Source organism: Acidiphilium sp. PM (assembly GCF_000219295.1).
GTDB lineage: Bacteria > Pseudomonadota > Alphaproteobacteria > Acetobacterales > Acetobacteraceae > Acidiphilium > Acidiphilium multivorum.
In genome coordinates this window covers 1-11662 of the sequence record NZ_AFPR01000126.1, presented here as the reverse complement: position 1 = coordinate 11662, position 11662 = coordinate 1, and the positions used below count along the sequence as shown (strand labels likewise).

Genomic DNA, 11662 nt, shown 5'->3' with positions numbered 1-11662 from the left:
GCGGCTCGATCGCGTGCATGTCGTCGGTTTCGGCGCAGCGCGGCGGCGGGATTTTCGGCGGGCCGCACTATTCGGCGGCGAAGGCCGGCGTGCTCGGCCTCGCCAAGGCGATGGCGCGCGAGTTCGGCCCCGCCGGCATCCGCGTGAATTCGGTGACGCCCGGCCTGATCCAGACCGAGATTACCGGCGGCAAGCTGACCGACGAGATGCGCGCCGAGATCCTGAAGGGGATTCCGATCGGCCGGCTCGGAACCGCCGAGGACGTGGCGCGGATCTTCCTGTTCCTCGCCTCCGATCTCTCCGCCTATGTCACGGGCGCGGTGATCGACGTCAATGGCGGCATGCTGATCCACTGATCCAGAAACAGCGCCGGGAATTCTGCCCCATGTCTTCCACCAAACAGGTCTTGTCCCCGGAAGCCCGCAATGACGGCTTCCCCCATGCCGGCTCGAACGTTTCGCTGCGCGAGCGGGCCTATCGCATCCGCCGGCACGCGCTGCGGATGGGCGAAGTGCAGGGGCAGGGCTATATCGCGCAGGCGCTCGGCATCGCCGATGTGCTCGCGGTGTCCTATTTCCATGCGCTGCGCTACCGGCCGGACGACGTGCACTGGGAGGGGCGCGACCGCTTCCTGCTGTCGATCGGCCATTATGCGATCGCGCTTTACGCGGCGCTGATCGAGGCGGGGATTCTGCCCGAGAGCGAGATCGAGTCCTATGGCGCCGACGAGAGCCGCCTGCCGATGTCGGGCATGGCCGCCTACACGCCGGGCATGGAGATCACCGGCGGCTCGCTCGGCCACGGCGTCGGCATCGCGGTCGGCATGGCGCTCGGCCTGAAGCGGAAAAAATCGGACGCCTTCGTCTACACGCTGTTCTCCGACGGCGAGCTGAACGAGGGCTCGATCTGGGAAGGCGTGATGGGGGCGGCGCACTGGCAGCTCGACAACCTCATCGGCATCGTCGATGTCAATGACCAGCAGGCGGACGGACCGTCCTCGGCGATGTCGTCGCGCGAGCCGCTGCACGAACGCTTCCGCGCCTTCGGCTGGCATACCCAGCGCGTGGACGGCAACGACATCGGCGCCGTGGTCGCCGCTTTCGACGCCGCGCGCGCCGCGAAAGTCGCCGCGCCGCGCATCGTGATCTGCGACACCCAGATGGCGAAGGGCGTGCCCTTCCTCGAAACCCGCGAGCGCAACCACTTCCTCCGCGTCGAGGCCGAGGAATGGCAGCAGGCGATCGACCTGCTCGACGCCAATTTCAGCGCAAAGGCCCCGTGATGAGCACCGCACAGACCAGGGCGCCGAAGACGCGCCTGACCACATCGGCAATGATCGCCTCGATCGCCGCACCCGGCCAGCGCACCGCGCCGGCGCCGTTCGGCAACGCGCTCGTCGAGCTGGCGAAGATGCGCCCCGAGATCGTCGGGCTGACCGCAGATCTCGCGAAATATACCGACCTGCACATTTTCGCGAAGGCCTATCCGGAGCGTTTCTACCAGATGGGCATGGCCGAGCAGCTGCTGATGTCGGCCGCCGCCGGCCTCGCGCGCGAGGGGGCGCTGCCCTTCGTGACGACCTATGCCGTGTTCGCCGCCCGCCGCGCCTATGACTTCATCTGCATGGCGATCGCCGAAGAACGGCTCAACGTGAAGATCGTCTGCGCCCTGCCGGGCCTGACCTCCGGCTACGGGCCGAGCCATCAGGCGACCGAGGACATCGCGATCTTCCGCGGCATGCCGAATCTCACCATCGTCGATCCGGCCGATGCGCACGAGATCGCGCAGGCGACACCGGCGATCGCGGCGCATGACGGGCCGGTCTACATGCGGCTGCTGCGCGGCAACGTGCCGCTGATCCTCGACGAATATGGCTACACGTTCGAGCTGGGGAAGGCCAAGACGATCCGGACCGGCAACGATGTTCTGGTGATCTCGACTGGGCTTGCCACGATGCGCGCGTTGCAGGCGGCCGAGACGCTGGAGGCGGACCGCATCGGCGTCGAGGTGCTGCACGCGGCGACGATCAAGCCGCTCGATCTCGAGACGATCCTCGCCGCCGCCGGCAAGGGCGGGCGTCTCGTCGTCGTCGCCGAGAACCACACGGTGGTCGGCGGGCTCGGCGAGGCGGTGGCGGCCGGGATGCTGCGCGCCGGCATCGCGCCCCGGTTCCGGCAGATCGGCCTGCCGGACGAGTTTCTCGCGGCCGGCGCGCTGCCGACGCTGCACGACCGCTACGGCATCTCGGCCGAAGCGATGGCGCGGCAGATCAGGGCGTGGCTCTGAGATGAAAACGTCGAGGTAATGGCTGCATCATTTCAAAAGGAGGAAACAACGATGAGCAATAACACGATCCGGCGGCGCACGCTGCTGGCGGGGGCGGCATCCGTGCCGGCCTTCGCGATCCTGACCCGCAGGGGCGATGCGGCGCAGTTTCGCTGGAAGATGGCCACCGGCCAGGAGCCGACCCATCCGGTGAACATCCGCGCGGCGCAGGCGATCAAGGCGATCCGCGAGGCGACCCATGGCGGGCTCGAGATCAAGCTCTACCCCGCGGCGCAGCTCGGCACCGACAAGCAGCTGATCGCGCAGACCAGGCTCGGCGGGATCCAGATCATGAACATGGCCAGTTCCATTCTGGCAACGACGATTCCGGCGGCCGGCATCGTCAATATCGGTTACGCGTTCCTCACGCCGAAGGATGTGTGGGCGGCGGTCGACGGTCCGCTCGGCGCCTATATCGCGAAGAAGATCGACGCGCACGGCATGCACCAGATCGGGCCGAGTTGGGAAAACGGATTCCGCAACGTCACCTCCGGCACGAAGCCGGTGAGGACGCCGGCGGATCTGCACAATTTCAAGATCCGCGTGCCGCCGGCGCCAATCCTCTCGTCCATGTTCGCCGCGTTTGGTGCTGCGCCGACCGCGATCGATTTCAGCGAGGTCTATACCTCGCTTGAAAATCACGTGGTGGATGGCCAGGAAAATCCGCTGCCGATCATCTACACGGCGAAGCTCTATGACGTGCAGAAATATCTCAGCATGACCCGGCACGCCTGGGACGGCTACCTGATCATCGGCAACAAGCCGGCCTTCGCGCGGCTGCCGGCGAAATGGCAGGACATCGTGACCGAGGAATTCGGCAAGGCGGGGCATGGGGAGCGGCAGGATATCGCCGATCTCGGCAACTCGCTGAAATCGAAGCTCGCGGCGAAGGGAATGACCGTTCTCGATGTCGACAAGGCGGCGTTCCGCAGCGTGCTCGGCAAGACGAAATACTATCCGCACTGGAAGCAGAAATTCGGCGCCGAGGCGTGGGGCCTGCTTGAAAAGACGGCGGGCCCGCTGGAATAAGGCCGCACCCGCCGGCGGACGGTTGGGTGAGGCTCCCGAACCGTCCGCCATGCGGGCAGCTGAAACGCGACGACAAGAACAGACGGCGCCGCGCGAGCGGAACGACCGGGGGAGAGAAACGATGCAGGCATGTTCTGCAACCATGGCGTCCGGCAGGATGCGCCGCCCGGTTGCGAGGATCGCCGATGCAGCACTGGATGGCGCTGGTGTCGTGCTGCTGGCGGTGGAGGTGCTGGTGCTGTTCGCCGGCATCATCGCGCGCACGGTGTTCATCCATCCGCTCATCTGGTCGACGGAATTCGCGAGGCTGGTGTTCGTCTGGCTCACCATGATCGGCGCCGCGATCGCGGTGCGCGACGACCGGCACATGCGGATGACGGCGCTGGTGCACAGCCTGCCGGCGCACTGGCAGGCCCGGTTCCGGGCCGGGGCGGATGTGATCCAGCTCGCTTCCGTGCTGGCGATGATCGGGCCGAGCCTCGTCTTCCTTCAGGTCGAGCAATTGTCCTCGCTGTCGCAGCTCGGTATTTCCAGCGCCTGGGAAGCGGCGGGGCTGGTGGCCGGCTTCGCGCTGATCGCGCTCTATCTGCTGCGCGACCTGTTCGCGCATCGGGGCGGGGATTTCTGGCGCGGCGCAGTGGGTGCGGCGGTCATCGTCGGGGCGGCGTGGCTGGCCGGCCGGGCCCTGGCCGCCGACACGCTGGCGGAGGTGATCTTCGTTTTCATCGCGATGCTGTTCGCGACCGTGCTGGCCGGCGTGCCGATCGCCTTCGCCTTCGGCTTCTGCACCACCTTCTACCTGATGGTCACGCAGGGCGCGCCGCTCGCCGTGATGGCGAGCCAGGTGGAGCAGGGCACCTCCTCGATCATCCTGCTCGCGGTGCCGCTGTTCGTGCTGCTTGGCGGGCTGCTGACCGTCACCCGGCTCGCGCCGGCGATGATGCGGTTCCTCACCGAGCTGATCGGCCCGGTGAAGGGCGGGCTGTTCTATGTGCTGATCGGCGGCATCCTGCTCGTCTCCGGCATCTCCGGGGCGAAGACGGCCGATCTCGCCGCCGTCGCGCCGATCGTGGTGCCCGAGATGAAGCGGCAGAAGATCGACGAGGGGCACATACTCTCCGTCGTCTCGTGCTGCGGCGCGATGGCGGAGACGATACCGCCCTCGATCGTGCTGATCATCATCGGCGCGGTCACCGGAACCTCGATTTCCGCGCTGTTCGCCGCGGGGCTGATGCCGGCCATCCTGCTGGCGGTCATCCTGGCGCTGCTCTCGCGCATCTGGGCGGGGTCTGATGCGGCGGCCGCGGCGCCGCGTGTGCCGGCGCGGCGGGTCCTGCGGAGCTTCCTCCACGGCCTGCCCGCGCTGGCGCTGCCCTTCGTGATCCGCTTCGCCGTGATCGACGGCATCGCCACCGCGACCGAGGTCGCCACCATCGGCACCGTCTATGCGATCGTGCTCGGGGTCGTGTTCTATGGCGGATTCCGGCCGGCGGCGCTGTATGACTGCGCGGCGAAGGCGGTCGGGCTGTCGGGGGCGATCATGTTCATCATCGCGGTGGCGACCGCGATGAGCTGGACGCTGACGCAGTCCGGCTTCGCGGACGACATCACCCGGCTGATGCTGGCCCTGCCGGGCGGGCGCTACGGCTTCCTGCTGGGCTCGATTTTCCTGATGATCGTGCTCGGCAGCATTCTCGAGGGCATCCCGATCCTGGTGCTGTTCGGGCCGATCCTTTTTCCGATCGCCCGCACGCTGCATATCGGCGATGTGCGCTATGGCATCATCGTCATCCTTGCCATGGGTATCGGCCTGTTCGCGCCGCCGTTCGGGCTTGGCTATTACGCCGCCGGGATCATGACCGACATCGACCCGAACCGGGCCCTGAAGACCATCTGGGGCTATCTCGCCGCGCTGGTCTTGGGCCTGCTGGTGATCGCCTTCGTGCCCTGGGGCGCGCTCTGAGCCGGGCGGTCAGCGCATCAGGCGGGTGATCGTCGGCTGCAACGCGGCGGCGATCCGGCGCATGCCCTCGGCATCGGGGTGCAGGGCGGGCTCGGGCGGGTGCATGCGCGGGTCGACATAGAGCGCGGGGTCGGCGCGGCCATCGACCTCCAGCACGTGGCCGACATTGCGGAACGTCACCAGGCGGCTACCGGCATAGCGGCGGGCGAGATCGGCATTGATGATCCGCGTCTGCGCGCTGATCCACGCCGAGCGGATCGAGGGCAGGATGCCGAGCAGCAGCACATGCGCGCCGGGGACGTGGCGGTGCAGGTCGCGCACCACCTCCTCGATTCCCGGCACCGTCTGGTCCGCGCCCCAATGGGTGCGGCCGAGATTGTTGGCGCCGATCAGCAGCACGACGAGCCTGGGATGCAGGCCGGCGAATTCGCCATGGTCGATCCGCCAGATCACGCTCGCCGTGGTGTCGCCGATCAGGCCGAAATTCAGCGCATCGTAGCGTCCGTAATAGTGGCGCCAGATCGGCAGGATCTGCTGGTAGGGGTGCGGGCCCTCGCGGTGCCAGTATTCGGTGATCGAATCGCCGAGCCAGACCAGCCTGGCGTCCGGATGCTCGCGCGCCTCCTGCTTGGTGTGCTCGAAGCGGTGCCGCCACCAGGGCAGGTCCATCCGCCCGATCGGCACGGCGGCGAGATTGACATGGGCCTGGGCGGTGAATGGAACCAGCAGTGCCAGCAGCAGGCAGAGGCGACGGATCATGCGGACCTCGAAGGATCGTGGCGTCCGAAGACGCGGGGATAGATAACCAGATACGCGCCCTGGAACAGGCCGGCGAGCAGGAACGGGGCTGCGAGGGCGCCGGACTCGAACAGCACGCCGGCCAGCGCCGGGGCGATGCCTCGCGGCAGCAGCACCGAGATCGTGTTGACGCTGGCGGCAAGTCCCCGCCGCTCGCCGCGCACGAGGCCGAGGGCGACCGCCTGGCGCGCCCCGGCGGTGCCGCGGTTGAAGGCCGAGCGCAGGGCATAGACGACCAGTGCCACGCCGAAACTCGGCGAGAAGGGCAGGGCGAACAGGCTGACCAGCCCGATGCCGCGCATCAGCACCACCGCGCGCACCGTGCCGAGCCGCCGGGTCAGCCGCCCGGTGGTCAGCGCGGCGATGCCGGCGGCGGCGAAGGCGATGGCGAGCGCCGGGCCGATGGCGGAAGCCCCCGCATGGTAGCGGGCGGCGAACCACCAGGAGATGAACGGGCCGGACAGGCCGATCCCGGTGCCGTTGAGGATATTGAGACCGGCGAGCTTCCAGAGCAGGCTGTTCTCCGCCTTCGAGACGGCTTCGTGCCCCTCCGTCCGGGCTGCGGCCTCACGCGGCGGATCGGGGGTGAGGGCGAGCAGCATTGTGGCGATGAGCGAGGCCGCGAGCGGCAGGACGAACATCGGCCGCGACGCGCCGATCAGCCCGGCGAGCACGGCGCCGATGCCCATGCCGAAAAACCCGATCGCGGTGTTGATCGACAGGACGGTGCCGAACTCCCGCTTCTCGATCAAGCCGGACAGCCAGGACTGTTCCGCCGGCGCGAAGGGGCCGGCCGAGCCGTTGGCGCCGCGGCCGAAGCCGCCGATCACCGCGGCGAAGGCGAGCGGCAGCGTCGCCTGGGTGAGCAGGCCGATCAGGGCGGCGAGGACCGAGATCGCCTCGTAGACGAGGACGAAGCGCTTGCGGCCGAAGCGGTCGCTTGCCGGGCCGACCAGCGTCGTCACCGCGACGGCGAACAGGATCGACAGGGCGAAGACGACGCCGAGAAGCGCGGCACTCCAGCCGAGTTTGGTGACGTAGAGCGCGAAATCGACCACCAGCGCGCCCTGGGCGATGCTGCGCGCCCCGCGCGCGCCCATCAGCCGGACGATGTCGGGGCGCGCGGTTGCCATCAGGCGCCGAACGGGATCAGGATCAGGCTCAGCGCGCCGAACAGGGCGCAATAGGCGGCGAAGGGACCGAGCGCCCAGCGGTCGTGATTGCGGAAATAGCGCATCAGGAAGGCGGTCGAGAGATAGGCGACGACGCCGGCGACGACGGCGGCGAGCAGGGCGGTGCCGAACATGCCGCGCGCGGCGGCGGCGTGATGCAGGAGATGCGGCACCTCGATCACCGCGGCGCCGGCGATCACCGGGGTGGCCATCAGGAAGGCGAAGCGGGCGGCGGCCTCGTGGTCGAGGCCGCGGGTCAGGCCGCCGACGATCGCCGAGCCCGAGCGCGACAGGCCGGGAAGGAAGGCGAGGCACTGGAACAGGCCGATCACCAGCGAGTCGCGGAGGGTAAGCTGGCCGATGCCGAAGCCGTTGCCGGCGCGGCGGCGGCGCAGCCGTTCGCCGATGATCAGCACCGCGCCGTTGGCGATGAGGAAGGCGGCGGCAATCTCGGGGCTGGCGAAGAGATGCTGGATCGGCTTTTTTCAGCGCGAAGCCGATGACCACGGCCGGCAGGGTGGCGACGACGAGGCGCAGCAGCAGGCCGCGCTGGGCATCGACCTCGCCGGGTTCGCCGCGGCCGAGCAGGCCGGCGAGCATCGCCCACCATTCGCGCCAGAAATAGAGCAGCAGCGCCGTCGCGGTGCCGACATGGAGCATGACGACGAAGGGCAGGAACGAGGGCGAGGCCTGGTCGATGGGCCAGTGCAGCAGGGCGGGGACGATCACCACATGGCCGAGGCTGGAGACGGGGAACAACTCGGTCGCCCCTTGCAGGATGGCGAAGAGGACGGCGATCAGCGGGGTCATGGCGGCTCCGGCGGTTGTGGGTGCCGCTTCACTTGGCAAACAAGCGCGGCGAAGGCAACGCATCGCGGCGCGGCCCCGCCGGACGGCGACAGGATAATGACCCACCGTTCCACGCGTTAACGCGTTGCTCATGATTTCATGGCAGGCTCGCTTCCTCGATCGGCCATCCCGTCCTTGCGGGCCGGGCGATGGAACCGAGCGGGCGCCGCGCGGAAACAGTTTGCCGCTGCCCGATTTTGCCGTTAGCATCCGGTAACGACGAGGGCCGTGCGGACAATGTCTGAATTTTCGGATATTCTCCAGATTTTACAGGATTTGAGACGGCGCGGGACTCAGGTTACGTCAGAAAAAAGGCGCGGCATGTCAGCGACGGGATGGCCGGTGACGGTTTCCGTCGTGGTGCCGTTTCACAACGAGGCCGAGAATGTCGTCCCGCTGTTCGACCGGCTCGCCGCCGTGCTCGATGGTCTCGACGAGGACTGGGAACTGGTCTGCGTGAACGATGGCAGCCGCGATGCCACGCTTGCGGCGCTGCAGCGCATCGCCGCGCGCGACGGGCGGGTGCGGGTGATCGACCTGTCGCGCAATTTCGGCAAGGAGGCGGCGTTGACCGCGGGACTCGACCATGCGCGCGGCGCGGTGGCGATTCCGCTCGACGCCGACCTGCAGGACCCGCCCGAGGTGATTCCGGCGCTGCTCGCGAAATGGCGCGAGGGCTACGATGTGGTGAACGCCACACGCGCCTCGCGCGAGGGCGACGGCGCGGTGAAGCGCTTCATCGCCCATATGTTCTACCGGGTGATGAACCGGTTGAGCGATGTGCCGATCCCGCGCGATACCGGGGATTTCCGGCTGATCGCCCGGCCGGCGCTGGAGGCGCTGAAGCGGCTGCCGGAGCGGCGGCGGTTCATGAAGGGGCTGTTCGCCTGGATCGGCTTCCGCACCGCGACCATCACCTATCACCGCGCCCCGCGCCATGCCGGGCGGACGACGTGGAATTACTGGAAATTGTGGAATTTCGCGCTGGAGGGGGTGACCTCGTTTTCCAGCGCGCCGCTGCGGCTGGCGTCCTATCTCGGCTTCGCCGTCTCGGTCTTCGCGTTCGTCTATGCGGCGGTGACGATCTTTCGCAAGCTGGCCTACGGCAACCCGGTGCAGGGCTACCCCTCGCTGCTGGTCGCCATCCTGTTCCTCGGCGGGGTGCAGCTCATCGCCCTCGGGATGATCGGCGAATATCTCGGCCGGCTCTACGAGGAGAGCAAGCAGCGGCCGCTCTATATCGTGCGCGAGATCAGCGGCGGCAGCGCGCCGGACTTATGAGGCGGCGAAGCGCTGGATGCGTTCGGCCATCGCCGCGACGCCGTTGCCGCGATTGCCGGACAGGGCGCCGATCAGCCCCCATTCCTTGAGGAAGACCGGCGGTGTTTCGCGGATTTCCGCGGGCGTGCGGCCGGAATAGACCTGTAGCAGCATGGCGACGAGGCCGCTGACGATGGCGGCGTCCGACGCGCCGGCGAAATAGAGTTTCCCGCCTTCCAGCTTCGGCTCCAGCCAGACCCGGCTCTGGCAGCCGGGCACCAGCCGGTCGTCGGTCTTCAGCGCCTCGGGGAAGGCGGGCAGCGACTGGCCGAGTTCGATGATGAACTGGTAGCGGTCCATCCAGTCATCGAACAGGAACAGCTCGTCGTGCAGGGCGGCGATCGCCGCGGCGGCGCTCTCCTGCGCGGGGGTGACGAAGGGCGGCGCGCTCATGCCGGGCGCACCAGGCGGTGGTGCTTCTTGCCGGCCGAGAGCTTGGCCGCGCCGTCGATCACGTCGGCGAGGGTGATCGTGTGCGCCTCGTCGGCGATCGGGGCGTCGTTCAGCCGCGCGCCGCCGCCGCGGATCAGCCGGCGCGCCTCGCCATTGCTGGCGGCGAGCCCGGCTTTCACCAGCAGGGCGAAGGCGGGAATGCCGGCTTCAAGCTCGGCCGTGGGAATGTCGATCCCCGGCAGGGTTTCCGCCGCCTCGCCGCCCTCGAAGGTGCGGCGCGCGGTCTCCGCGGCTTCCTCGGCCACCGCGCGCCCGTGGCAGAGCGCGGTCGCCTCGGTGGCGAGGATCTTCTTCGCCTCGTTGATCTCGGCGCCTTGCAGCGCCTCGAGCCGGGCGATCTCGTCGAGCGGCAGGTCGGTGAACAGGCGGAGGAAGCGGCCGACATCGGCATCCTCGGTGTTGCGCCAGAACTGCCAGTAGTCGAACGGGCTGCGCCTCGCGGCCGAGAGCCAGACGGCGCCGGCGGCGGTCTTGCCCATCTTCGCGCCCGAGGCGGTGGTGATCAGCGGCGCGGTCAGGCCATAGACCTGCTTGCCGTCGGTGCGGCGGACGAGGTCGATGCCCTGGACGATGTTGCCCCACTGGTCCGACCCGCCCATTTGCAGCACCACGCCGTAGCGGCGGTTCAGCTCGCGGAAATCGTAGGCCTGCAGGATCGAGTAGTTGAATTCGAGGAAGGTGAGGCCCTGCTCGCGCTCCAGCCGCGAGCGGACCGAGTCGAAGGACAGCATGCGGTTGACGCTGAAATGCACGCCGACCTCGCGCAGCAGGTCGATATAGCCGAGCGTGTCCAGCCAGTCGGCATTGTTGACCATGATGGCGTCGGACGGGCCCTCGCCGAAGCGCAGATAGGCGGCGATGTTGTCGCGGATGCCGGCCATGTTGAGCGCGATCTGCTCCTCGGTGAGGAGCTGGCGGGCTTCCTCGCGGAAGGAGGGGTCGCCGATGCGGGTGGTGCCGCCGCCGAGGATGGCGACCGGCTTGTGCCCGTGCTTCTGCAGCAGGCGGAGCATCATGATCTGGATCATGTGGCCGACATGCAGGCTGTCGGCCGTGCAGTCGAAGCCGATATAGCCGGCGATGGGGCCGGCGCGCATCGCCTCGCGCAGCCCCTCGGTGTCGGTGCACTGGAAGATGTAGCCGCGCGCTTCTGCCTCGTGCAGGAAATCGCCGGGATCGGTCATGAGCATGGTTCCGCCGTGATCGGGGTGGCCGCAATCGGCCCGTTGGTCTTCAGATCGGCGCGGGGTAGCACGCGGGGGCCGGCGTGCCAATTCCGCCGGGCGCGCGGGCGGCCCGCAGGGCGCCGAGCAGGATGACGAGCGGCGCGATCTCGACATGCAGCACCCGCGCGATCACCGGGCCGAGCGCGGGCCAGAGCCAGAGCAGCGCGTCGGCGACGCCGGGGCCGCCGCGCCGCCAGGCGAGCCAGGCGACCATGACGGAAACGCCCCGTCATGTCGTTGGCATAGGCATAGGGGGTCACGAGCAGCGTGAGGCAGACGGTGAGCGCGGCGCGCGCCACCGGGTCGGCCTCCTTGCGGCGCCAGGCATGCCAGCACCAGACCGAGGCCGACAACGCCGAGACGCCCTGGCAGAGGCCGGCCAGGCCGACCGGGGCGCCGAGGCTGCGGGCCATCCAGAACACCGAGACGCCGCTGGTTTCGTAGACCGAGGGGAAGGGCGCGATCAGATGGGCATGGGCGACCGCCATTCCCTGCCGGAGGAAGGCCGGCCAGATCGCCGGGCCGGC

11 protein-coding genes and 1 pseudogene are annotated in these 11662 nt (G+C 68.5%); 6 read left to right on the top strand and 6 right to left on the bottom strand.

The window, feature by feature from the left end; translation table 11 throughout:
- The 5 genes from APM_RS06490 to APM_RS06470 all read left to right on the top strand — a co-directional run.
- On the top strand, positions 1 to 356 hold a 356-nt coding region (locus APM_RS06490), incomplete at its 5' end, for an SDR family oxidoreductase (protein ID WP_039887958.1).
- A gap of 29 nt (positions 357 to 385) precedes the next feature.
- On the top strand, positions 386 to 1282 hold the full coding sequence (locus APM_RS06485; protein ID WP_007422554.1) for a transketolase: 897 nt from the start codon (positions 386 to 388) through the stop codon (positions 1280 to 1282).
- Positions 1282 to 2286 carry a transketolase family protein gene (locus APM_RS06480; protein ID WP_007422552.1) on the top strand — a complete coding sequence of 335 codons (1005 nt, stop codon included), beginning with the start codon at positions 1282 to 1284 and terminating at the stop codon, positions 2284 to 2286. The genes APM_RS06485 and APM_RS06480 overlap by 1 nt, the downstream gene beginning before the upstream one ends.
- 51 nt (positions 2287 to 2337) lie before the next feature.
- Positions 2338 to 3354, top strand: a complete 1017-nt coding sequence (locus APM_RS06475; RefSeq protein ID WP_039887957.1) for a TRAP transporter substrate-binding protein — start codon at positions 2338 to 2340, stop codon at positions 3352 to 3354.
- 142 nt (positions 3355 to 3496) lie between these two features.
- Positions 3497 to 5317 (top strand): TRAP transporter large permease subunit, encoded by a 1821-nt coding sequence (locus tag APM_RS06470; protein WP_007422550.1) that lies wholly within the window; start codon positions 3497 to 3499, stop codon positions 5315 to 5317.
- 9 nt (positions 5318 to 5326) lie between these two features.
- Here the strand turns inward: APM_RS06470 and APM_RS06465 are convergent, their stop codons facing one another.
- From APM_RS06465 to APM_RS06455, 3 genes and pseudogenes are all read right to left on the bottom strand, one after another.
- Positions 5327 to 6076, bottom strand: coding sequence for a platelet-activating factor acetylhydrolase IB subunit (locus APM_RS06465; protein ID WP_007422549.1), 750 nt, complete (start codon positions 6074 to 6076; stop codon positions 5327 to 5329).
- Positions 6073 to 7248 carry an MFS transporter gene (locus tag APM_RS06460; RefSeq protein WP_007422548.1) on the bottom strand — a complete coding sequence of 392 codons (1176 nt, stop codon included), beginning with the start codon at positions 7246 to 7248 and terminating at the stop codon, positions 6073 to 6075. The genes APM_RS06465 and APM_RS06460 overlap by 4 nt, the downstream gene beginning before the upstream one ends.
- Positions 7248 to 8097 (bottom strand): annotated as a pseudogene (locus APM_RS06455) (undecaprenyl-diphosphate phosphatase). The gene APM_RS06460 and the pseudogene APM_RS06455 overlap by 1 nt, the downstream one beginning before the upstream one ends.
- Positions 8098 to 8373: 276 nt before the next feature.
- Between APM_RS06455 and APM_RS06450 the strand changes: the two are divergent.
- Positions 8374 to 9417: a glycosyltransferase family 2 protein gene (locus tag APM_RS06450; protein ID WP_007422546.1), complete on the top strand. Its 1044-nt coding sequence runs from the start codon at positions 8374 to 8376 to the stop codon at positions 9415 to 9417.
- Here the strand turns inward: APM_RS06450 and APM_RS06445 are convergent.
- The 3 genes from APM_RS06445 to APM_RS06435 all read right to left on the bottom strand — a co-directional run.
- Complete coding sequence (locus APM_RS06445) at positions 9412 to 9849, bottom strand: SufE family protein (RefSeq protein WP_007422545.1); 438 nt, start codon at positions 9847 to 9849, stop codon at positions 9412 to 9414. The genes APM_RS06450 and APM_RS06445 overlap by 6 nt on opposite strands.
- Positions 9846 to 11099: a tyrosine--tRNA ligase gene (tyrS, locus tag APM_RS06440; protein ID WP_035186287.1), complete on the bottom strand. Its 1254-nt coding sequence runs from the start codon at positions 11097 to 11099 to the stop codon at positions 9846 to 9848. Before tyrS ends, APM_RS06445 begins: the two co-directional genes overlap by 4 nt.
- A partial coding sequence (locus APM_RS06435) for a glycosyltransferase family 87 protein (protein ID WP_241763120.1) occupies positions 11090 to 11662 on the bottom strand: 573 nt, incomplete at its 5' end. The genes tyrS and APM_RS06435, both read right to left, overlap by 10 nt.

Excerpts from the sequence above, each read along its gene's own strand:
- APM_RS06485 (WP_007422554.1), top strand. The coding sequence starts at position 386 with ATGTCTTCCACCAAACAGGTCTTGTCCCCGGAAGCCCGCAATGACGGC.
- APM_RS06460 (WP_007422548.1), bottom strand. The coding sequence starts at position 7,248 with ATGGCAACCGCGCGCCCCGACATCGTCCGGCTGATGGGCGCGCGCGGG.
- APM_RS06480 (WP_007422552.1), top strand. The coding sequence starts at position 1,282 with ATGAGCACCGCACAGACCAGGGCGCCGAAGACGCGCCTGACCACATCG.
- APM_RS06465 (WP_007422549.1), bottom strand. The coding sequence starts at position 6,076 with ATGATCCGTCGCCTCTGCCTGCTGCTGGCACTGCTGGTTCCATTCACC.
- tyrS (WP_035186287.1), bottom strand. The coding sequence starts at position 11,099 with ATGCTCATGACCGATCCCGGCGATTTCCTGCACGAGGCAGAAGCGCGC.
- APM_RS06470 (WP_007422550.1), top strand. The coding sequence starts at position 3,497 with ATGGCGTCCGGCAGGATGCGCCGCCCGGTTGCGAGGATCGCCGATGCA.
- APM_RS06445 (WP_007422545.1), bottom strand. The coding sequence starts at position 9,849 with ATGAGCGCGCCGCCCTTCGTCACCCCCGCGCAGGAGAGCGCCGCCGCG.
- APM_RS06475 (WP_039887957.1), top strand. The coding sequence starts at position 2,338 with ATGAGCAATAACACGATCCGGCGGCGCACGCTGCTGGCGGGGGCGGCA.
- APM_RS06450 (WP_007422546.1), top strand. The coding sequence starts at position 8,374 with ATGTCTGAATTTTCGGATATTCTCCAGATTTTACAGGATTTGAGACGG.